Raw genomic sequence first — 19,827 nt, 5'->3', positions numbered from 1 at the left:
GCCACGACGACGGGATCGGTGATCCCAGCCGGGCCGTCGCACCACGCGGGACCGACGCACGTCGCGTCGGCAGTGTACGAGGAGGAAACCGAAGTGGCCATCAAGGAACCGGGTATCACCGCCTCGCCGAACCGGGGTCTCGCACTCACGGCCGGCGGCGTCCTCGCACTCTGGGGCGTCCTGGGCTTCTTCTTCGCCGCCGACGGCGACCCCGGCTTCTTCAACCGCCAGGGCGGCATGCTGTGGAACGCGTTCGGCGTGAACCCGGCGCTCTGCCTGGTGTGGGTGCTGCTCGCCGTGGTCCTGCTCATCACCGGCCTCGGCAACACCATCGGCTCCCGCAACGGCAACCTGCTCGTCGGAGTCCTGCTCGTGGTCTTCGCGGTGTACGGCTTCGTCTTCGTGGACACCTCGGCCAACGTCTTCGCGCTCAACACCACGGACAACGTCTTCCACGCGATCGTCGGTGTGATCCTGCTGCTCACCGCACTCGGTGCCGACAAGGAGAACCTCCGCGCGCTGCGTGCCGCGCGCGCCTGACGCCTCCGCTCGACTGCACTTCCCGACGCCCGTCTGCCGCTCCGGCAGGCGGGCGTCGTCGCGTGTGCGGGGCCGGTGCGGGCATCGCGTGTGGGGGCCGGTGCGGGCGCGCGGGCCGGTCACGACTCCCCGCTCAGGTGCGCCGGTCGGTCACGAACTGTCGGATGCGGAGCGTCCAGGCGACGACGAGTGACCACTCGACGCAGGACCGACGGGGAGTCGTGACCGCCCGGCAGCGTGCGACAAGCACGCAGGCATGCCCGCACCGACGTTCCTCGGCGCGAAGCCGATGCAGAAGACCGACCGGGTCAGTCCGACGCGCTGGTCAGCTTCCGGTCAGTCCGCGTCGGCGTCGGCGTCAACGTCGGCGTCGGGCTTCGCCTTCGGGGCTTCGAGCTCGGTGGCGACGATGCGCGGTGCCTCGGACATGAAGCGTCGGACGTCCAGGTCCACGATGATGTCCTGCGGGCGGAGCGGGCGCGTCAGGAACAGCCCCTCGAGCGAGGTCAGCCGCGACAACGCCACGTAGGTCTGGCCGGCGCTGAACACCCGGTTGCCGAGGTCGACCACGGCACGGTCGTACGTGCTGCCCTGGGACTTGTGGATGGTCACGGCCCAGGCGAGCCGGAGGGGGAACTGCTGGAACTCCCCGACCGTGTCCTTCTTGAGTTCCTTCTTGTCCGCGTCGTACGAGTACTTGAACTTCTCCCACACCGACGGCTGGACCTCGAACGACTCCCCGTCGACGTCGACCCACACGGTGTCGCGGATGGCGGTCACGATGCCGAGGGTGCCGTTGACCCAGCGCTGGTCGGCGTCGTTGCGCAGGAACATCACGTGCGCGCCGGGCTTCAGCTCGAGGGCTTCGTCGGCGGGGAAGTTCCGTCCGCCGAAGTCACCGTTGACGTCGGCCTTGGCGGTCTTCACCTTGCCGGGCAGCCGCTCGAGGGCCGCCTTGTTGATCCGCGCCACGGTGTCGTTGCGGGTCGCCAGGGTGATGGCGTCGTCCGGAGCCGGGCGCGCTCCGGCGGTGTTGAGCTGCTCGGCGATGTCCGCGGTGACCCGACCGTGCCGGACGGCGGTGAGCATCGCGGCGAAGGCGTCGTCGCGCTGCCGGTGGACGGTGGCGAGCTCGATGATGTTGAGCTCGGCCTCGAGCCACACCTTGGCGTCGAAGAACCACATCGACCGGTAGTGGTCGGTGAAGTAGGCGCGCTCATCGGCATCGCCGGGCACCGGGGGCAGCTGGTACGGGTCGCCGAACATCACGACCTGCACACCGCCGAACGGCTCGAGCTGCCGACCACGGGCCTTGCGGAGCGATCGGTCCATGCCGTCGAGCAGGTCGGCGTTGACCATCGAGACCTCGTCGATGACCAGGGTGTCGATCGTGTTGAGGAGCTTGCGGGTGTCCGGGCCCTGCCGCAGCTCGGCGTCGGCGATGAGCCCGATCGGCAGCCGGAACAGCGAGTGGATCGTCTGGCCGCCGACGTTGAGCGCGGCGACCCCCGTCGGGGCACAGATGACGACCTGCTTCTCGGTGTTCCACGACAGGTGGTTGAGCAGCGTGGACTTGCCCGTGCCGGCCCGGCCGGTGATGAACACGTGGTCGCGGGTGTGCTCGATGTACTCGAAGACCGCGCGCTGTTCGTCGCTCAGCTCGATGCTCATCGGGCGTCCGCTCCGGGCGAGGGTTCGAGGTCGTCGCTGCCGTCGTCGAAGTCCAGGTCGTCCTGGTCGGCGCGGGCAGCGGGGACGTCGGGCACGGTCGCCCCGGCGTCAGGAGCGTCGGCGGCGACAGCATCGCCAGCGGCGACGGCAGCGCCAGTGCCAGTGCCAGTGCCAGTGCCAGTGCCAGCGCCAGTGGCAGCGGGGGCGGCCGCATCCCCCGGGGCCGCTCCGTCTCGCCGGAGCCGCACGAGCACCACCACGACGACGGTCACCAGGAGCAGCGTGCCGGCGACGATCAACACGAGGCCGGCCCGGGCCTGGTCGACGAGCGGACCCGGCCCCCACGTCCGGCCCATCGCGCCGAACCACGAGGCCTGCAGCAGCCCGAGCGGGCCGCGCATCGCGATGCCGAGCGACACCGTGCCCGTCGCGATCACCACGGCCCCGACGATCCGGACGACCGCGGCAGCCGTGGTCGGACGCCGCTGCCCGACCGGGACCGGGGTGCAGAGCGTGGGGACGGCCAGCAGCCCGACGAGCAGGAACACGGCGTCGCTGACGGTGCGACCGGTGGGGTCGCTCACCGACCACCGGACGGCATCGGTGGCGAAGAAGGCCCACCACACCGCCGCCGCGAGCAGGAACGCGGGGAACGGCTGCGCCAGGTACCGGACGGACGGGTGCTCGACGATGACGTCCGTCCACTCGCGCACCCCTGTGCTGTCGTCGTGCCGGGGGTGCACGGCCGCACGGATGAGCGCGACGGGTGCCGCCGCCCACACCAGGGCGGGGACCACCAGGCCGAGCAGCACGTGGGCACCGACGTTGGCCGAGATGAGGAACCGGTCGTACTGGTGCAGCGAGCCCGAGGTCGCGACCACCAGGGACACGATCGCCAGGGCTGCGGCGATCGAGCGTCGTGCCGGCCACCGCACGCCGCTCCGCCGCAGTCGCCCGACGCCGGCCACGTAGGTCGCGGCGAGCAGCACGGCGGCCATCAGCCAGAACAGGTCGATGTTCCACTGGGTCAGCCAGCCCCACGCACCGGGTGCGTGCGGCAGCAGGTCGTCGGTCAGGAGCTCCGCCGGGCTCGGGTCGGTGGTCTTGCTCAGGGCGATCTGGTCGACGGGGGTGGCCGTGCGGCCGAGTGCCGCCGCGAAGCCCGAGGCGACGCCCATCACTGCGAGCTCGACGACGATCAGGGTCCAGAAGGGCCGCTGCCGACCGGGCGAGGTGGTCAGGGCGCGGATGGCCCGACGACGTTGCACGGCGCCGAGGACTCCCATGGCGACGATCGCGCCGATCTTCACCAGGACGAGCGTGCCGTACGGGGTGAACAGGTTCGACAGCGCCCCGACGCGGATCTGCGCCGACGCGGTGCCGGAGACGGCGACGAGCACGAAGCACCCGAGGGCGATGCTCGAGTACCGGGCCACGACCGCGGCCAGCCGGTCGCCGGGCAGCACGCCGCGCAGCAGCACGAGCATGACGAGCCCACCGACCCACAGCGCCGCACCGACCAGGTGCAGCCCCAGTGCCGTGACGGCAGCGTCGTGGCTCGCGGTGCCGGCGGCGTGCCCCTGCTGCGCGAGCGGGATCAGGCCGATCATCGAGACCGCGGCGGTCAGGGCGACCATGCCCCGCGAACGGACTGCGAAGCAGAGCACCGTGACGGCCGCGGCGACGAGGACGGTCACGAGCCAGGCCAACCCGAGCTCGGTGCCGGTGAGGAAGACCCCCATCGACTGCCCGAACTGCTCGTCGATGCTGATGCGCGAACCGGCGACGCTGAGGAACGTGCAGAACGTGGCGACGGCCGACGCGACCGTCCAGATGCCACTCGCCCCGGCCGCGACGTCGATCGCACGGTTCCACTCGGGTCCGGAACGCGACAGCCCGACGGTCGCCAGCGCGAGCCCGCCGATCGTCGTGGCCGCGGACAGGTCGACGACGAGCCGAGCGATCGGCAGCCCGAAGCGGACGACGGGCCCGGGGTCGGCGATGAGCGCGGGGTTCGCTCCCCCGCCGATGACGAGTGCCGTGAGCAGCGCCACGAACCCGACGAGCAGGAGCACGGCGGGACCGGCGATGCGCGCGATCCGATTCACCCGTCAAGCCTAGGCGGTGCCCACCCGGCCACCGAACGGGGCGGGCCGATCTGTGCAAACCGCAACGGGCCTCCAGGCCGTGACGGCCCCGGGAACGACGAAAGGGACGGCCGAAGCCGTCCCTCTCGATGTGCGGAGCAGTCTTACTTGACCGCAGCCTTGAGCTTCGAGCCGGCGCTGACCTTGACCGAGTCGCTCGCGGCGATCTCGATGGCGTCACCCGTCTGCGGGTTGCGGCCGGTGCGGGCGGCGCGGTGCGTCTTCTCGAAGGCGATCCAACCGGGGATCGTGACCTTCGTGCCGTCGGCGACGGACGACGAGACGACGCTGAAGAGCGCGTCGACGACGCCGTTGACGGTGGCCTGGCTCTGGCCGGACTCAGCGGCGACGGCAGCGACGAGCTCGGTGCGGTTCAGTGACTTGTCAGCCATGGATGTCCTCCTCGGACTTCTTGCAGTATCGGTCGGACGCACATGTCGTCCGGCGCCCGGAGCGGGTGCCCCGTGCCACGGTGCCAGTGGGCCGAGGGCCCGGCGGAACCGGAGTTGAACCTACCAGCCGCAGGGGGTGAAAACCGCCGACTCGCCCGGATTTCCGGGGTTGTCGGGGCTCCGAAGGGGTGCTGGAGGGGCAGATGTGACGAATGAACGGTCGCGTGTACCCCGTACACAGCGAACGCCCCGCCACCTGGAGGTGACGGGGCGTCGGGTACTGCGAGTGCTTACCAGGAGCTCTTCGTGATGCCGGGGAGCTCGCCGCGGTGGGCCATGTCACGGAAACGGACACGGCTGATGCCGAACTCACCGAGGTGGCCGCGGGGGCGGCCGTCGATGGCGTCACGGTTGCGGTAGCGGATGGGCGATGCGTCGCGGGGCAGCTTCTGCAGGCCCACGCGGGCGGCCTCACGCGACTCGTCGGTGCCGTTCGGGTCCACGAGGGCCTTCTTCAGCTCGAGACGACGCTCGGCGTAGCGCGCGATGATGACGGCACGCTGGTTGTTCTTCGCGATCTTGCTCTTCTTCGCCATGCTTAGCGCTCCTCACGGAAGTCGACGTGCTTGCGGATCACCGGGTCGTACTTCTTCAGCACGAGTCGGTCGGGGTTGTTCCGACGGTTCTTCTTGGTCACGTAGGTGAACCCGGTGCCCGCCGTCGAGCGGAGCTTGATGATCGGACGGATGTCCTGACCCTTTTTCGCCATCAGATCTTCTCCCCACGGGCAAGGAGATCCTTGACGACGGACTCGATGCCACGTGCGTCGATCACCTTGATGCCCTTCGCGCTGAGCGTGAGCGTGACGTTACGACGAAGCGACGGCACGTAGTACGTCTTCTTCTGCACGTTCGGGTCGAAGCGACGCTTCGTCCGGCGGTGCGAGTGCGAGATGTTGTGACCGAAGCCGGGAACGGCGCCGGTCACCTGGCACACTGCTGCCATGGTTTCCTCCTGAGTACCGTGCGACCGGACGGCCGCACCCAAGTTCACTTGCCTGGTGCACACGCGCAGTGCCACCGGAGTGGCCGTGCGAGGGGGTTGTGTGCACCGCCCAGGTCCGCATCCCCTGTCGAAGGAGAGCCGGACACCGCGCGACCGCGGCATTCGCGACGGTCGGAGGGCTTGGAACAACGGGTCCGCCGCGCGGACGCGGAGAACCAGGGGTCCACGTTACGCGACGACCGGGCGTGTCGCAAGCCGGGCCTCCAGGCCTGGAGGCCCGTTGCGGCTGGACAGGGCCGCTCACGTGGCCGCGTTGGTCGCGCCCACGGCGTTCGAGTGCGCCCGGCGCCCGGGCCCGCGGCCCTACGGGGCCTGCGTCGGCTTCGGCGCGAGCGCCTGCACCATGAGCTCACCGAGCTGCTGCGGCGCCGTGAACATCGGCCAGTGGCCGGTCTCGAGCCCGACGATGGAGAGCTCCTCGGTCGCGACGAGCTCGGCCGCCCAGGCCTGGTGGTCCGCCACCATCGCGAGCAGCTCGGCGGCGGGGATCTCGCAGGTGATGATCGTCGCCGGGATCGTGTGCCGTGCGGTGTCGGCGTAGTGGAACCGGTCCGACGGCACCGAGGCAGGCTCGGGGATCGCCCGGTGTTCGACGTCCTGCCGCACCTCGGGCGTCATGCCCCGGACCGTGGCGGGCTCCCAGATGTCCCACGACGGCAGCGGCACGGCCCCGTCGACCACGGGCAGCTCGTCGTTGACGCACCCGCCCTCGGGCCCCGGGAACGTGTCGACGTAGAGCAGGTGCGCGACGAGCGACGGGCGCTGGTCGGCAGCCATGTACGCGATGGGTCCGGCGCCGGAGTGCCCGGCCAGGACGACGGGTTCGTCGGCCGACGCGACGTCGTCGAGGATCGCGACCAGGGCAGCCACCTGTTCGTCGAGCGTGTCACCGTCGCGGGTGACGGCCTGCACCGAGTGCCCGGCTTCGCGGAGCGCCGGGGCGACGTCGTCCCACGCGCTCGCGTCGAGCCAGAACCCCGGGACCAGGATGACGTGCATGCGGGGCAGGTTACTCGCCGGTCGGGTCCGTCGCGCGGGCGGCCGTGCACACGGCGCAGTCGCCGAAGATGTCGACGACGTGGCTGGCGTTGGTGAACCCGTTGGCGGCGGCGACGTCCTGCGCCCACTGCTCCACCGGGTCCGCTTCGATCTCGACGGTCCGACCGCAGTTCCGGCAGATCAGGTGGTGGTGGTGCGTGTCCGTCGTGCAGGCCCGGTAGAGCGATTCGCCGTCCTGCTGCAGCGAGTCGGCACCGCCCTCGGTCGCCAGGTCGGCGAGCGCCCGGTAGACGGTGGCCAGGCCGATGGTCGAGCCCTCGTCCCGCAGGTGCTGGTGCAGCGCCTGCGCGCTGACGAACCCCTCGGTGGAGTCGAGGGCGCCGCGCACCGCTTCGCGTTGCCACGTGTTCCGCTTCGTCTTCTGCACGGCGTTCATGCTGGCACCTCTTCCTTCCGACCGGCTGTCGACGTCGTCCCTGCCGGGAGGCCCGGCTCGTCCCCGCCACGCTGGCCCCGGCCGGCGACACGGTTGCGTCCCCGCTTGTCGCGTCGCGACCCGATGATCCGGCAGACCACCCAGATCGCGAACGAGATGGTCGTCACGTAGGGGCTGATCGGCAGTCCGCCGCCCAGTGCGAGCAGGATGCCACCGACGACCGACGTCACCGCGAACACCGTCGACAGCACCGGCACGACGACCGGGTGCGAGCTGAGGCGCAGCGCCGCGGCGGCCGGGGTGACGAGCAGGGACAGCACGAGCAGCGCACCGACGATCTGCACCGACACGGCGGTGGCCAGTCCGAGCACGAGCATGAACACGATCGCCAGGGTGCGGACCGGGATCCCCGCGGCCGCAGCCACGTCGGGGTCGACCGAGGCGAACATCAGCGGACGCCAGATGACGAGCAGCGTCGCGACGACGATCGCGGCGACCACGATCAGGACCGTCAGCTGCGGGTTGTCGACCGAGACGATCTGCCCGGTGAGCAAGCCGAACTTGTTCGCGGCACGGCCCTTGTAGAGCGCCAGGCAGAGGATGCCGAGCCCGAGCCCGAACGGCATGAGGACGGCGATGATCGAGTTGCGTTCCCGGGCCCTGGAGCCCAGCAGACCGATGAGCAGGGCGGCGACGACCGAGCCGACGAGCGAGCCGGAGACGACGTTCACCCCGAGCAGCAGCGACGCACTGGCTCCGGCGAACGAGAGCTCCGAGATGCCGTGCACGGCGAACGGCATGTTCCGGGCGACGACGAACGGGCCGATGAGCCCGCCGACGATGCCGAGCACCGCGCCGGCCCAGATCGAGTTCTGCACCAGCACGAGGAGCTGGCCGTAGTCCTGGAACGAGAAGACGGTCGACAGCAGGTCCATCAGATCCGCCCGTCGTCGGGCTGGTCGGCGTGCGGGTCGACCTCGCCCGGGTGGTGCTCGTGGGCCTCGTTCGCCCCGACGATGACGATGCGCCCCATGGTGCGGACGACGTCGACGGGCGTGCCGTACAGGTCGCTCAGGACGTCGGCGCGCAGGACCTCGTCGGGCGAACCGATCCGGAACCGGCCCCCGGCGATGTAGAGCACGCGGTCGACGACGTCGAGGATCGGGTTCACGTCGTGGGTCACGAAGAGCACGGCGGCCTGGCGCTGCCGGCGCTCGCGGTCGATGAGCTCGGTGATCCCGCGCTGGTGCCGCAGGTCGAGGGAGATGAGGGGTTCGTCGCAGAGCAGCAGGGCGGGGTCGGCGGCGATGGCCTGCCCGACACGCGTGCGCTGCTGCTCGCCACCGGAGAGCTCGGCGACGGGGGCGTCCGCGAACGCGGTGGCGCCGACCTCGTCGAGGACCCGGTCGATGCGTGCCCGGTCGGCCTTCGAGGCCCGCCGGATGCCCCATCGGTGTCCGGTCACGCCCTGGGCGACCATGTCCCGTGCGCGCAGGGGTGTCCCGGCTTCCATCAGGCGCTGCTGCGGGATGTAGCCGATCTTCCGGTGGCCGCGGTGCACGGGCTGCCCGAGGAACGACATCGTCCCGCTCGTCAGCCGCTGCTGCCCGAGGACCGTTCGGAGCAGTGAGGTCTTGCCGGCGCCGTTCGGCCCGAGGACCGCGACGAACTCCCCCGGCGCGAGGTCGAGGTCGAGGCCTGCCCAGAGCTTCCGGGCGCCGTAGGACAACCCGGCGTCGCGGAGCGCGAGGACCGGACGAGCCGCAGCCCGGTCGTCCACCGAGGTGGTCGCCGGGCCGTGGGTCGCCGCTGCTGCGGTCGAGGTCGTCACTTCTGGAGCGCTGCCTTCACCGCGTCGATGTTCGCCTGCTGCCACGAGACGTAATCCTGCCCCTTGGGGAGCGTCTCCGTGACACCGACGACGGGGATGTCGTTCTGCTCGGCGGCCTTCTGGACCTGTTCGGTCTCGGGGCTCGACGCCTGGTTGTTGTAGGCGAGGAGCTGCACGCGCTTGCCGGTGAACAGCGCGAGGGTGTCGCGGAGGGCCGCCGGCGGGACGTCGTCGCCTTCCTCGATGGCCTCGGAGAAGGCGGGCGGGGTCTCGTTCTCGAGGCCCATCGCGCCGAACAGGTACCCGGGCACCGGCTCGGTGTACGCCACCTTGTCGCCGGCGTCCTGCTTCTTGACGGCGTCGGTCTGGGACTCGAGGTCCTGGAGCTTGGTGGTGAGCGTGGCGGCGTTCTTCTGGAACGCGTCCTTGCCGCTCTCGTCGAGTGCGCTGAGGTCCTTCGTGACCGCCTCGACCAGCTTCACCATCGTGGGGTAGCTGTAGAAGACGTGCTCGTTGAACTCGGCACTCCCGCCCTTGTCGAGGCCGGAGAGCTTCACGACGTTGATCGTGTCGGCCTTGGTGTCCGAGGCGTTCGCGAGCGTCGTCATGAAGTCGTCGTAGCCGCCACCGTTCTCGATGAGCAGGTCGGCCTTCGACACGGAGAGCTGCGTGCGGGCACTCGACTCGAAGGAGTGCGGGTCCTGCGACGGGTCACTCAGGATGCTCGTGACGGTGACGGCGTCGCCACCGATGCTCTTGACGATCGAGCCGTAGACGTTCGTGGAGGCGACGACGTTGATCGTGCCGTCGCTGCTGGTGGCCTCCCCCGAGGCAGATGAGGTGGCGCACCCGGTCAGGGCGAGCGCGGCGGCGCCGGCGACGAGCGGGAGGGCGAGGAGGCGGTTGTGCATGGCACGACGCTAACGCCTACTGATAACGATTGTCAAAACCGCTATGAGGGCTCTCAGCGCGACCGCGAGACGGACGGGAGGCCCGGTGCCAGCTGGCACCGGGCCTCCCGTTTCAGAGACGCTCGCGTCTACGGCTTGGTGGCCGCGTCGATCGTGTTCTCGGCGATCGTGTCCTCTTCACGCCCGGGCGTGCGGAGGTTCCACTTCTTGATCACGAAACTGAACAGGAAGTAGTAGACGACCGCGTAGCCGAGGCCGATCGGGATGAGCCAGATCGCACCGTCCGCCTTGCCGAAGTTCAGCACGTAGTCGATCGCACCGGCCGAGAACGAGAAGCCGTCGTGGATCCCCAGGGCGTTCACCAGGGCGAGGGACGTACCCGTGAGCACCGCGTGGATCACGTAGAGCGGGAACGCGACGAACATGAACGAGTACTCGAGCGGCTCGGTGATGCCCGTCACGAACGAGGTCAGTGCGGCGGAGATCATGATGCCGCCGACGAGCTTGCGGTTCTGCGGCTTGGCGTTGCGCCAGATCGCCAGGGCACCGGCGGGCAGCGCGAACATCATGATCGGGAAGAAGCCGGTCTGGAAGATGCCGGCGGTCGGGTCGCCGTTGAGGAACCGAGCGATGTCGCCGTGGTAGATCACGCCGTCCGCGCCCGTGAAGCTGCCGAGCTGGAACCACGGGAAGAAGTTGAGCAGCTGGTGCAGCCCGATCGGGATGAGCATGCGGTTCACGAAGCCGAAGATGCCGCCGCCGATGACGGCGTTGTCGGCCACGGCCGTCCCCGCCGCGGTCAGCGCGATGTCGAAGTAGCGGTAGACGAACGACATCGCGACGGCGATGACGAGACCCGCGACCGCGGTGAGGATGGGGACGAGGCGACGGCCCGAGAAGAACCCGAGGAAGTCGGGCATCTTCGTACGGTGGAACTTCTCCCACATGACCGCGGAGACGAGCCCCATCACGATGCCGCCGAGCACCCCGAAGTTGATCATCGCCTGGTCGCCGTTGGCGTCCTTCACGCCGTCGAGGACGATCGGCGACATCACCTTCCAGACCTCGAACATGACCATGTAGCCGACGACCGCGGCGAGGGCGGTGGTGCCGTCCGACTTCTTCGCCCAGCCGATCGCGATGCCCACCGCGAAGAGCAACGGCAGCCAGTTGAAGACACCGTTGCCAGCAGCCGAGATGACCCCGGCCCACTTGCCGAAGCCGGGGATCGCCCCGAGGAGGTCTGGCTGGCCGATGCGGAGCAGGATGCCCGCGGCGGGCATGACCGCGATCGGCAGGAGCAGGCTCCGTCCGAGGCGCTGGGCTTGTGCGAACAGCCGTGACTGCTTCTTCGGCTTCTTCTTCTCCGGCACATCCGCGGCAGTGGTGGCGCTCATCGGAGGTCCTCTCGTCATTGGGTGGAGCTGTCGGGGTGAGTTGAGTCGTGCAGCCAGCGCAGGTAACCTCGGCGGTGTCGCCAGGTCCGGTCCTGTCCGGTCATGACCAGTTCCGTAGTCTGATCCGAGAGCGGTCCGGTGTCAACCAGCGACGCAAACCCTTAACGAGGAGGAAACGATGGCCGACATCAAGGCAGCCGACATCATCGCCGCACTCGGCGGCGCCGAGAACATCGAAGAGGTCGAGGGCTGCATCACGCGCCTCCGCGTCGAGGTCGAGGATGGGGACCTGGTCGACAAGGCCGCCCTGCAGGCCGCCGGGGCCCAGGCCGTCGTCGGTGGCGGCACCGGCTGGCAGGTCATCGTCGGCACGGTCGCCGACAACCTCGCGCAGGACATCCAGGACGAACTGTGACCGTCGTCCGCACCCCCTTCGGCGGACCGGTCGTCGCGCTCGCCGACGTGCCCGACCCCGTGTTCGCCGGACAGCTCGTCGGCGCCGGCGTCGCGGTCGACCCGACGGGTGTCGAGGGTGCGGTCACCGCGGTGGCCCCCGTCGACGGCACCATCGTGAAGCTGCACCCGCACGCGTTCGCCCTGCAGGGCGCCGCGGGCGCCGACGTCCTGGTGCACGTCGGCATCGACACCGTGAAGCTCGCCGGCGAGGGCTTCGAGCTCCTCGCGACCGAGGGCGACACCGTCACCGCCGGCGACCCCGTCGTCCGGTTCACCCCCTCGGTGATCTCGGCTGCCGGGTACTCGCCGATCTGCCCGGTCGTCGTGCTCGGTTCGACGCCGGACAGCATCGACCAGGGAACCGTCGGCACCACGGTGCTCGACGGCGACACCCTGTACGAGGTCTAGGCGTTCTTCCTCGCCAGAGCGACTGGGTACTGCGGAACACCCGCAGCACCCAGTCGCTTTCGCGTTGCTGAGCGGACTACGCGACCGCGGGGGTCGCGGTGACCTCCATCTGCACGCGGTAGCGGTCCGAGCGGTACCAACTGCGGGTGTGCTCCACGGGCCGCTCCCCCGCGTACGACACCCGGTCGAACTCGAGCACCGGCGCTCCGGTCTTCGTGCCGAGCAGCGTCGCGACGTCGTCGGCCGCCGGGTTCGCCGCGACGGTCTGCTGCGCGCGGTCGATCGGGGTGCCGTACTCCGTGGCGATGATCGAGTACACCGACCCCGACAGGTCGTGGTCGAGCAGGCCCGGGAACGCATCGGCCACGAGCCAGGCGTCGTCGATCGAGACCGGCGCACCGTCGGCCATCCGCAGGCGCTTCACGTGGAAGGCCGGCACGTCGGGGTCGATCCGCAGGGCCGCCGCAGTGTCGGCCGGCGGCACCCGCTCCTCGCGCACGAGCACGACGGTGGTCGGCTCGTGCCCCATCGCCCGCATCTCCTCGGTGAACGAGGCGAGGTGCAGCGTCGACTGCACGGGCCGGTGCGCCACGAAGGTGCCCTTGCCACGGACGCGCTCCAGGTAGCCCTCGTTGACCAGCTGCCCGAGGGCCTCACGCACGGTGATCCGTGAGACGCCGTACTCGGCGATGAGCTGCCGTTCGGACGGGATCGCAGCACCGGGAGCCAGCCGCGTGGTGACGAGGTCGAGCAGGATGCGCCGCAGCTGCTGGTGCTTCGGTTCGGCACCCTCGGTGATGCGGCTCGTCATGCGTCCCTCGTGCTCCGTTGCTGGTCCTGGGCGGTGGTCATGCGCGGACATGACCAGTCCCCATCACAGTAGCGAGTCAGGCCGGGAAGACCAACGTCAGCCAACCCGGTCTCGGTGACACATGCATTTCAGATTCTTGACATCAGTTGTGCATGGCTGCCACGATCGGTCGAGCCTCATCGGGGGGGCACATGGGAGGAAACAGTCGTGCGCAAGTCCAGAACGAAGATGCTCGTCGGCCTCGGTCTCACCGTCGGCCTGTTCACGGGCACTGCGACGGCGGCCTCAGCTGCGCAGTTCGAGGTCATGGGATCAGGGTCGGAAGCCGGCGGAGTGGCCGTCGCTGCATCCGGCGGGAGTGCAAGCGGTGAGACCAGCGGCATCGGTACCAACAACGACGGCGGGGGCGGGAGCTTCTGGCAGTGGGGCGTCGGCAAGGACGACACCTGGTCGAACTACTTCCGCGAGAAGCGGTGCCACGGCGCGACTGCGGTCGGCAAGAAGTCGAAGCGCGTCACGAACGTGCCAGGCGGCCGGTACGCGATGGCGATGACACCGAAGGCACGCAGCGGCAACAAGGCGTACTACCACAACTGCTGAGACCGGGAGCGGGCGGTCCCGAGCGACCGTCCACTCCGGCTCACGCTCGCCGCAAGGGGGACCATGAACATCCGCTCGGTGACGCTCGCCTACCTCGTCCCACCCCTCCTGGCTTCCGTCCTGGGCTTCGTCGGCCTGGTGCAGGTCAGCGAAGCCGGCATCGTGGGCGCCTCGTCCGTGGTGACCGCTGCCGCCGGTGCCGAGACCGGATCGAACCAGCGGGTCGCGACCGCACTCGAGCAGGTCGCCGAGGCCGAGCACGCGACGATCGCGCGGATGGTGGCGGACCGCGCGGCTCCGACGACGCGCCGCGTGGCGCTCGTCACCGACGCGCCTTCGAGCCGCGGTGCCGGCTGGCTCCTCGACGGGTACGAGGACTTCACGAGGTCGATGGTCACCACCGTCCGTCCGATGTCGGAACTCGACCAGTTCGACCCGACCGGCTCGTACTCGGTATTCGGGGACGACGACGCTCGGCGAGCCACCGTGCGCGCACTGGCCGACGCCGGGTACGAGGTCAGCGTGGAGCGCGTGCCGCTCCTGCAACGCATCGGCGTCACCGACGGCCTGGATCAGACCCTGGCCCTGGTCGGAGCACTCGTCTCGGGATGCGTGGCGCTCTGTCTGATGACGACCGTCGGGGCCCCTCGCCGCAGCGCAGTCCGCCGACTGCACGGAGACACCACAGCCGCCATCGTCATCCAGGAACTGGCTGAGCTCCGGACCGCCGTGCTCGTCACCGCCATCGGGGTACCCGTCGCCGCCATCGGGCTCTGGTTCTACAACGGGCTCGCTTCGGCGGCGACCCTCGCCGTCGCGATCTCCGCGTTCTGCGTGGGGCTGCTCGTACCGGTCGTCGTCGCGCACACGATGGGCACGGTGGTCGCGTGCCGACAGCCGTTGGTCGGCGCACTGCGAGGCGCTCGACCAGCGGGCGCGCTCCTGCTCGTCGCACAGATCGCGCGGGTGCCCGCGCTGCTGGTGCTCGTCGCGGCCGTCTTCGAACTGACCGGCGCGGTGACCACCGCACGACAGGGGACGGCTGAACGGGATCTGCGGGCGGCCGGCGAAACCGTCCAGCTCTGGGTCACCCCGGATCCGCGCCCGGTCGAGGAGCAGGCCTACTGGGACAGCATCGGTGACTTCGCCGGCGGGGCACTCGAACGGCATGATGCGTTCCTCGCCGCTGCGGTCGAGGTGTCGAGTGGCAGCGGGAAGTCCACGGTCCCTGCGCTCGTCGTCGACCAGGGCTACCTCGACCTGCAGGACGTCCGTTCCGAGGACGGGGCCCGCATCACCACCGACGGCGCGGAGATCGCCGTGTGGATGCCCGCCGACAGTGGCCTCTCCCGCGAGCGGCTCGTCGAGGGCTTGACCGAATGGCAGTTGCGGGACGCACCCGCGGCCCTCCTCGAGCACGTCACCGGTGGCACGCTGGCACGTCAGCAGGTCTACTCGTACCCGGACGACGCGTCGTCGCGCGCGTGGCTCGAAGACGCCGTGATCGTGGTCGTCCCCACACCGGGCGACGTCTTCTCGGCCGATGAACTCGGATCGTGGTTGTCGACCGGAGACGTCGTCTTCACATCCCGTGCTGCCGCCGAGCGGTCGATCGGCGCATCGGGCCTCCGCACCGAGTTCAGCGCGGTCGTCGCGGTGGGTCAGTCTGCGGCGGAACAGGCACGGCATGCAGCGATGACCGTGGCGATCGGGACGGGCACCCTGGTCAGCACCCTCGCCGTCAGCGTCATGCTCGGTATGGTCGCCACGATCGCGCACCGACGCCGTCACGGCCGCGCGATGTTCGCGAAGTTCACCAGTGGCGTCTCGCCCGTCCGCACCGATGCTGGCCTGTTGACGATCGAAGCCGGCCTGGTATCGATCGCCGTCATCGCCGTCGTCAACACCTGGTGGTCGCAACGGCCGGACGGAAGCGGGCTCAGATCGGCACTCGACCCGGTCGTGCAGTCGGCCGGAGTCGCCGCGGCGCTCGCCCTCGTGACACTCGCGGCGGTGAGCGCCACCAGCCTCGTCGTCATGGCCGTCACGGCACGGAGGACTGCACGCAACCGAGGGAACGGATCACGATGATCGAGGTACGGAACGCGTCGAAGCGTCGCGGAGGCCATGCACTGTGGCACGACCTGACGTTCGATGTGGCACGGGGTGAGATCGTCGGCTTGGTCGGGCCGAGCGGCTGCGGGAAGTCGACGCTGCTCGACTGTGTCGGGCACATCGATGCGCTCGACGGCGGCACGATCCGGATCAACGGTGAGTCGGCAGGCTCGAACGAGCGGCGAGCACGACTGATCCGGCGGCGCCACCTCGGGTACCTGTTCCAGGACTTCGGGTTGGTACCCGACATGACGGTCCAGTCGAACGTCGACGTGGTTCGCCTGCCGGACGGACGGCGGAGACACCGAGGCCTCCGGACGGGTGAGGCCCTGGAACGTGTCGGTCTGGCCGGACGCGGAACCGACCGGGTCCACGAGCTCAGCGGCGGCGAGCAGCAGCGCGTCGCGATGGCACGGCTCCTGGTGAAGCGTCCGTCGGTCATCCTCGCGGACGAGCCGACGAGTGCCCTCGACGACGGCAACGCCGCGATGGTGCTCGACCTGCTGGACGAACTGGCGGCCGACGGAGCGGCCGTCCTGATCGCGACACACTCGTCATCGGTCGAAGCGCGCGCCGCACGGAGCATCACGCTCAGTGGACCCGCTCGCTGACGGGTCAGGCGTTGGCGACGAGCCAGGCGAACTGCTCGTCGGAGAGCAGCCGATCGGTCCAGACCTGCCCCTCGACGCCGGCGGCCGCACGGTTCTGCGCGGCGGGAGCCCCCTGCCACACCAGCGACAGCCCAGCTCGACGCAGTACAGCGGCGGAAGCAGGGTTGTTCGTGAGCACCCGGCCGGTCACCGGGACGTCGGGAGCGGTGTCGCCGGCGGCACGGACGGCAGCGAGCGCGATCTCGGACGCGAAACCCTGCCCCCAGGCGGCCGGCGCCAGGCGGTAGCCGAGGTTCCAGACCCCGCCGGCGGTCATGTCGATCCCCCCGACGCCGACGAAGGCGTGGTCCGAGGCGCTGCGGACAGCCCACGACCCGAGGCCGTGCCGCGCACGACCGCCGATCTTGCGCTGGACCATGTCCACACTCGAGCTCCGCGCCACGTGCCGTCCGGTGGGCAGGTGCTGCCACGTGCGGGCGTCCGAGAAGAGCGCGTGCACGTCGTCGATGTCGGCCGGCGTCAGCGGGGCGAGCAGGAGGCGATCCGTTCGGATCTCCTGCGAGGGGGTCAGGAGCTGGTGGACCATGCACTGATCATGCCGCCGACCCCCGACATCCGTGTGAACACCACGCGACGTTTGCGGAAGCCCGCAGATGGGGAACAGAAATGGTCGAGTGGCTCGAAGCAACCCGACCATTTCTGCTCACGAAGCGGAACGACCGACGAGAGAGCCGCTGACCGGCGCTCAGTCGAGCAGGAGCGCGGGCTCCTCGAGCACCGAAGCGACGTCGTGCACGAAGCGGGAGGCCACGTCACCGTCGACGACCCGGTGGTCGAACGAGGCACCGATGGTCGTCACCATGCGCGAGCGGACCTCGCCGTCGACGACCCACGGCTTCGGCTTGATCGTGCCCATGGCGACGATCGCGACCTCGCCCGGGTTGAGGATCGGGGTGCCGGTGTCCATGCCGAACACGCCGATGTTCGTGATCGAGACGGTGCCGTTCGCCATCTGCTTCGGCGTCGTCTTGCCGTCGCGGGCGGTCAGGGTGAGTTCCTCGAGCGCCTGCGCCAGCTCGAGCAGCGACATGTCCTGCGCGTCCTTGATGTTCGGCACGATGAGCCCGCGCGGGGTCGCCGCGGCGATGCCGAGGTTCACGAAGTGGTGGACGATGATCTCGCGGTCGGTCCAGGTCGAGTTCACCGAGCGGTTGCGGCGGACGGCCCAGATGACGGCCTTCGCGACGATGAGCAGCGGCGAGACCTTGACGCCGGCGAACGTCGGCGAGGCCTTGAGCCGCTTGACGAACTCCATCGTGTGGGTCGCGTCGACGTCGACGAAGAGCGACACGTGCGGTGCCGTGAACGCGGACGTCGTCATCGCGGTGGCGATGGCCTTGCGGACGCCCTTGACCGGGATCGTCTCGCTGCGGACCTCGCCCCACTCGGGCGTCTCGATGTTGCGGAAGACGCTGGCCTGCTTCGCGTGCCGGATGACGTCGTCGCGGGTGACCTCGCCGGCGAGACCGGTCGCGACGATCTCGGTCAGTTCGACGCCGAGGTCCTTCGCGAGCTTCCGGATCGGCGGCTTCGCCAGCACGTTGGTCGCGGTGCTCTGCTTGTGCGCGGAGCCCGTCCCGAGAGCGCTGATGGCCTCGGCCGTGCGCTCCTCGCCCGGGTCGACGGAGGCTTCGGCCGCCGCCGCGGTGTCCGCACTGGAGGCACGGCTCGCCTCGGCCGCGAGCGCTGCGGCCCGGCGGGCGCCCGGCTTGCGACGGGACGGCGACGAGGTCGCCGAGCCGTAGCCGACGAGGACGGCGCCGGAGGACTCGTCCGTCCCGTGGACGGAGGCGTCGACCGCGACCGGCTGGGCCTGCGTCGCGGGTGCCGCAGCTGCCGCGGGGGCAGCAGCCGGAGCAGGCGCGACCGGTGCCGGGGCCGCGGCTGCCGCGGGAGCGGGAGGGGTCTGCGCGACCGGGCCCGACGGGGCGGCGGCGGCCGGAGGGGTGGACGCGACCACCGGCGAGACCGGGGCAGTCTGGGCGACGGGCGTCGCGCCTCCAGGCTGCTCGACGGGCTGCTCGGCAGGGGGCGTGAGCGCGGCTCCGGACGCGACCGACGCGTCCGAGTCGACGCGGATGATCGGCTTGCCGACCTCGACCGTGTCACCCTCGGACACCAGCAGGCCGGTGACGGTGCCGGCGAACGGCGACGGCAGCTCGACCAGCGACTTCGCGGTCTCGATCTCGACGAGCACCTGGTCGACGGCGATCTCGTCGCCGATCGCGACGCGCCACTGCACGATCTCGGCCTCGGTGAGACCTTCACCCACGTCGGGCAGGGGGAATTCGGCGGCGGCCACTACGGCTCCTTCGTGGATCTGGTCGAGCTCGGTCGGACGGGTCCTCGGTCGGACGGGTCAGTAGGCGAGGGCGCGGTCGACGGCCTCGAGGATGCGGTCCGCATCCGGCAGGTGCAGGTGCTCGAGCTTCGAGACCGGGAACGGCACGTCGAACCCGGAGACCCGGAGCGGCGGTGCCTGCATCGTGTAGAACGCCCGCTCGGCGACGGTCGCGGCGATCTCGCTGCCGACGCTGACGAAGCCGGAGGCCTCTTGCGCGATGACCAGGCGACCGGTCTTGCGGACCGAGGCGACCAGCGGCTCCCAGTCGATCGGCGAGATCGAGCGGAGGTCGATGACCTCGCAGCTGGTGCCCTCGGCCTCGGCGATGTCCGCTGCCTGCATCAGGGTGGCGACCATCGCGCCGTGGCCGACGAGGGTGACCTCGGTGCCGGTGCGGGCGACGCGGGTGGTGTGCATCGGGACGTGGCCGTCGACGAGGTCCACCTGGCCCTTGGGCCAGTAGCGCGACTTCGGCTCGAGGAAGACCACCGGGTCCTTCGACGCGATGGCTTCCTGGATCATCCAGTAGGCGTCGTTCGGGGTGCTCGGGCTGACGACCCGCAGACCCGGGGTGTGCGCGAAGTACGCCTCGGGGGATTCCTGGTGGTGTTCCACGGCGCCGATGTGGCCGCCGTAGGGGATACGGATGACGACGGGCAACGACATGTGCGCCGGCAGGCGGTTCGCCATCTTCGCGAGCTGGGAGGTGATCTGGTCGAAACCGGGCCACACGAAGCCGTCGAACTGGATCTCGACGACCGGGCGGTAGCCGCGCAGGGCGAGGCCGATCGCGGTGCCGATGATGCCGGCCTCGGCGAGCGGGGTGTCCCGCACGCGCTCGGCACCGAAGCGGTCCTGCAGGCCCTCGGTGATGCGGAAGACGCCGCCCAGCTGGCCGATGTCCTCGCCCATCAGCAGGACCTTGTCGTCCGCTTCCATGGCCGCGGCGAGCCCGGCGTTCAGGGCCTTGGCCATCGGCAGGGTCGGGGTGGGGTCGCTCGGGACCTCGCCGGCGCCCGGGTGGGAGCGCAGG

22 protein-coding genes are annotated in these 19,827 nt (G+C 70.2%); 6 read left to right on the top strand and 16 right to left on the bottom strand.

The features are described from left to right. The first annotated feature begins 93 nt into the window (after positions 1 to 93). Positions 94 to 540, top strand: coding sequence for a DUF4383 domain-containing protein (locus BOSE127_RS10950; protein WP_159557184.1), 447 nt, complete (start codon positions 94 to 96; stop codon positions 538 to 540). A gap of 336 nt (positions 541 to 876) precedes the next feature. Here BOSE127_RS10950 and BOSE127_RS10945 read toward each other — a convergent pair whose 3' ends face one another. The 12 genes from BOSE127_RS10945 to BOSE127_RS10890 form a co-directional block, all read right to left on the bottom strand. Continuing rightward, on the bottom strand, positions 877 to 2,211 hold the full coding sequence (locus tag BOSE127_RS10945; protein ID WP_042538372.1) for an ATP-dependent DNA helicase: 1,335 nt from the start codon (positions 2,209 to 2,211) through the stop codon (positions 877 to 879). Beyond that, a complete protein-coding gene (locus BOSE127_RS10940) occupies positions 2,208 to 4,319 on the bottom strand; it encodes a cytochrome c oxidase assembly protein (protein ID WP_159557182.1) in 2,112 nt (703 codons plus the stop codon). Before BOSE127_RS10940 ends, BOSE127_RS10945 begins: the two co-directional genes overlap by 4 nt. Positions 4,320 to 4,462: 143 nt before the next feature. After that, the gene (locus BOSE127_RS10935) at positions 4,463 to 4,750 is read right to left on the bottom strand and encodes an HU family DNA-binding protein (protein WP_017886454.1); all 288 of its coding nucleotides are present in this window, start codon (positions 4,748 to 4,750) and stop codon (positions 4,463 to 4,465) included. 290 nt (positions 4,751 to 5,040) lie between these two features. Further along, positions 5,041 to 5,346 carry a 30S ribosomal protein S14 gene (rpsN, locus tag BOSE127_RS10930; RefSeq protein WP_017886455.1) on the bottom strand — a complete coding sequence of 102 codons (306 nt, stop codon included), beginning with the start codon at positions 5,344 to 5,346 and terminating at the stop codon, positions 5,041 to 5,043. A 2-nt stretch (positions 5,347 to 5,348) separates the two neighbouring features. Further along, on the bottom strand, positions 5,349 to 5,519 hold the full coding sequence (gene rpmG / locus BOSE127_RS10925) for a 50S ribosomal protein L33 (RefSeq protein ID WP_017886456.1): 171 nt from the start codon (positions 5,517 to 5,519) through the stop codon (positions 5,349 to 5,351). Beyond that, complete coding sequence (gene rpmB / locus BOSE127_RS10920) at positions 5,519 to 5,755, bottom strand: 50S ribosomal protein L28 (protein WP_027464952.1); 237 nt, start codon at positions 5,753 to 5,755, stop codon at positions 5,519 to 5,521. Before rpmB ends, rpmG begins: the two co-directional genes overlap by 1 nt. A gap of 363 nt (positions 5,756 to 6,118) precedes the next feature. Continuing rightward, the gene (locus tag BOSE127_RS10915) at positions 6,119 to 6,814 is read right to left on the bottom strand and encodes an alpha/beta fold hydrolase (RefSeq protein WP_159557180.1); all 696 of its coding nucleotides are present in this window, start codon (positions 6,812 to 6,814) and stop codon (positions 6,119 to 6,121) included. A 10-nt stretch (positions 6,815 to 6,824) separates the two neighbouring features. Next, positions 6,825 to 7,250, bottom strand: a complete 426-nt coding sequence (locus BOSE127_RS10910) for a Fur family transcriptional regulator (RefSeq protein ID WP_017886459.1) — start codon at positions 7,248 to 7,250, stop codon at positions 6,825 to 6,827. Further along, positions 7,247 to 8,185 carry a metal ABC transporter permease gene (locus tag BOSE127_RS10905; RefSeq protein WP_017886460.1) on the bottom strand — a complete coding sequence of 313 codons (939 nt, stop codon included), beginning with the start codon at positions 8,183 to 8,185 and terminating at the stop codon, positions 7,247 to 7,249. The genes BOSE127_RS10910 and BOSE127_RS10905 overlap by 4 nt, the downstream gene beginning before the upstream one ends. Then, positions 8,185 to 9,030, bottom strand: coding sequence for a metal ABC transporter ATP-binding protein (locus BOSE127_RS10900; RefSeq protein WP_042538396.1), 846 nt, complete (start codon positions 9,028 to 9,030; stop codon positions 8,185 to 8,187). The genes BOSE127_RS10905 and BOSE127_RS10900 overlap by 1 nt, the downstream gene beginning before the upstream one ends. Before the next feature lie 47 nt (positions 9,031 to 9,077). Next, positions 9,078 to 9,992: a metal ABC transporter solute-binding protein, Zn/Mn family gene (locus tag BOSE127_RS10895; protein ID WP_159557178.1), complete on the bottom strand. Its 915-nt coding sequence runs from the start codon at positions 9,990 to 9,992 to the stop codon at positions 9,078 to 9,080. A gap of 128 nt (positions 9,993 to 10,120) precedes the next feature. Beyond that, positions 10,121 to 11,389, bottom strand: a complete 1,269-nt coding sequence (locus tag BOSE127_RS10890; RefSeq protein WP_017886463.1) for a PTS transporter subunit EIIC — start codon at positions 11,387 to 11,389, stop codon at positions 10,121 to 10,123. Between the two features lie 178 nt (positions 11,390 to 11,567). Between BOSE127_RS10890 and BOSE127_RS10885 the strand changes: the two genes are divergently transcribed. After that, on the top strand, positions 11,568 to 11,804 hold the full coding sequence (locus BOSE127_RS10885) for a PTS transporter subunit EIIB (RefSeq protein ID WP_017886464.1): 237 nt from the start codon (positions 11,568 to 11,570) through the stop codon (positions 11,802 to 11,804). Next, positions 11,801 to 12,253: a PTS sugar transporter subunit IIA gene (locus tag BOSE127_RS10880; protein WP_017886465.1), complete on the top strand. Its 453-nt coding sequence runs from the start codon at positions 11,801 to 11,803 to the stop codon at positions 12,251 to 12,253. The genes BOSE127_RS10885 and BOSE127_RS10880 overlap by 4 nt, the downstream gene beginning before the upstream one ends. Before the next feature lie 76 nt (positions 12,254 to 12,329). On the opposite strand, the gene BOSE127_RS10875 is transcribed toward BOSE127_RS10880, so the two are convergent. Then, positions 12,330 to 13,064, bottom strand: coding sequence for a GntR family transcriptional regulator (locus BOSE127_RS10875; RefSeq protein ID WP_017886466.1), 735 nt, complete (start codon positions 13,062 to 13,064; stop codon positions 12,330 to 12,332). 207 nt (positions 13,065 to 13,271) lie between these two features. Here BOSE127_RS10875 and BOSE127_RS10870 point away from each other — a divergent pair, with 207 nt between their 5' ends. The 3 genes from BOSE127_RS10870 to BOSE127_RS10860 all read left to right on the top strand — a co-directional run bounded on the left by BOSE127_RS10870 (position 13,272) and on the right by BOSE127_RS10860 (position 16,390). Continuing rightward, positions 13,272 to 13,664, top strand: a complete 393-nt coding sequence (locus tag BOSE127_RS10870; RefSeq protein ID WP_159557176.1) for a lactococcin 972 family bacteriocin — start codon at positions 13,272 to 13,274, stop codon at positions 13,662 to 13,664. A 63-nt stretch (positions 13,665 to 13,727) separates the two neighbouring features. Further along, positions 13,728 to 15,755 (top strand): hypothetical protein, encoded by a 2,028-nt coding sequence (locus BOSE127_RS10865; RefSeq protein ID WP_017886468.1) that lies wholly within the window; start codon positions 13,728 to 13,730, stop codon positions 15,753 to 15,755. Next, entirely contained in the window at positions 15,752 to 16,390 is a 639-nt protein-coding gene (locus BOSE127_RS10860) for an ABC transporter ATP-binding protein (protein WP_017886469.1), read from the top strand. The genes BOSE127_RS10865 and BOSE127_RS10860 overlap by 4 nt, the downstream gene beginning before the upstream one ends. 4 nt (positions 16,391 to 16,394) lie before the next feature. On the opposite strand, the gene BOSE127_RS10855 is transcribed toward BOSE127_RS10860, so the two are convergent. From BOSE127_RS10855 to BOSE127_RS10845, 3 genes are all read right to left on the bottom strand, one after another. Further along, entirely contained in the window at positions 16,395 to 16,976 is a 582-nt protein-coding gene (locus BOSE127_RS10855; RefSeq protein ID WP_056069697.1) for a GNAT family N-acetyltransferase, read from the bottom strand. 159 nt (positions 16,977 to 17,135) lie between these two features. Beyond that, positions 17,136 to 18,752 (bottom strand): dihydrolipoamide acetyltransferase family protein, encoded by a 1,617-nt coding sequence (locus tag BOSE127_RS10850; RefSeq protein WP_159557174.1) that lies wholly within the window; start codon positions 18,750 to 18,752, stop codon positions 17,136 to 17,138. 57 nt (positions 18,753 to 18,809) lie between these two features. Beyond that, the gene (locus tag BOSE127_RS10845) at positions 18,810 to 19,769 is read right to left on the bottom strand and encodes an alpha-ketoacid dehydrogenase subunit beta (RefSeq protein ID WP_031259385.1); all 960 of its coding nucleotides are present in this window, start codon (positions 19,767 to 19,769) and stop codon (positions 18,810 to 18,812) included. Between the last annotated feature and the right edge of the window lie 58 nt (positions 19,770 to 19,827).

It is taken from the genome of Curtobacterium sp. 8I-2, from assembly GCF_902506155.1.
In the GTDB taxonomy this organism is placed as follows: Bacteria; Actinomycetota; Actinomycetes; order Actinomycetales; family Microbacteriaceae; genus Curtobacterium; species Curtobacterium poinsettiae.
This window is presented reverse-complemented; position numbering and strand designations above follow the sequence as displayed.

Excerpts from the sequence above, each read along its gene's own strand:
- BOSE127_RS10895 (WP_159557178.1), bottom strand. The coding sequence starts at position 9,992 with ATGCACAACCGCCTCCTCGCCCTCCCGCTCGTCGCCGGCGCCGCCGCG.
- BOSE127_RS10915 (WP_159557180.1), bottom strand. The coding sequence starts at position 6,814 with ATGCACGTCATCCTGGTCCCGGGGTTCTGGCTCGACGCGAGCGCGTGG.
- BOSE127_RS10875 (WP_017886466.1), bottom strand. The coding sequence starts at position 13,064 with ATGACGAGCCGCATCACCGAGGGTGCCGAACCGAAGCACCAGCAGCTG.
- BOSE127_RS10860 (WP_017886469.1), top strand. The coding sequence starts at position 15,752 with ATGATCGAGGTACGGAACGCGTCGAAGCGTCGCGGAGGCCATGCACTG.
- BOSE127_RS10865 (WP_017886468.1), top strand. The coding sequence starts at position 13,728 with ATGAACATCCGCTCGGTGACGCTCGCCTACCTCGTCCCACCCCTCCTG.
- BOSE127_RS10910 (WP_017886459.1), bottom strand. The coding sequence starts at position 7,250 with ATGAACGCCGTGCAGAAGACGAAGCGGAACACGTGGCAACGCGAAGCG.
- BOSE127_RS10905 (WP_017886460.1), bottom strand. The coding sequence starts at position 8,185 with ATGGACCTGCTGTCGACCGTCTTCTCGTTCCAGGACTACGGCCAGCTC.
- BOSE127_RS10890 (WP_017886463.1), bottom strand. The coding sequence starts at position 11,389 with ATGAGCGCCACCACTGCCGCGGATGTGCCGGAGAAGAAGAAGCCGAAG.
- BOSE127_RS10945 (WP_042538372.1), bottom strand. The coding sequence starts at position 2,211 with ATGAGCATCGAGCTGAGCGACGAACAGCGCGCGGTCTTCGAGTACATC.
- BOSE127_RS10845 (WP_031259385.1), bottom strand. The coding sequence starts at position 19,769 with ATGGCCAAGGCCCTGAACGCCGGGCTCGCCGCGGCCATGGAAGCGGAC.
- rpmB (WP_027464952.1), bottom strand. The coding sequence starts at position 5,755 with ATGGCAGCAGTGTGCCAGGTGACCGGCGCCGTTCCCGGCTTCGGTCAC.
- BOSE127_RS10855 (WP_056069697.1), bottom strand. The coding sequence starts at position 16,976 with ATGGTCCACCAGCTCCTGACCCCCTCGCAGGAGATCCGAACGGATCGC.
- rpmG (WP_017886456.1), bottom strand. The coding sequence starts at position 5,519 with ATGGCGAAAAAGGGTCAGGACATCCGTCCGATCATCAAGCTCCGCTCG.
- BOSE127_RS10885 (WP_017886464.1), top strand. The coding sequence starts at position 11,568 with ATGGCCGACATCAAGGCAGCCGACATCATCGCCGCACTCGGCGGCGCC.
- rpsN (WP_017886455.1), bottom strand. The coding sequence starts at position 5,346 with ATGGCGAAGAAGAGCAAGATCGCGAAGAACAACCAGCGTGCCGTCATC.
- BOSE127_RS10935 (WP_017886454.1), bottom strand. The coding sequence starts at position 4,750 with ATGGCTGACAAGTCACTGAACCGCACCGAGCTCGTCGCTGCCGTCGCC.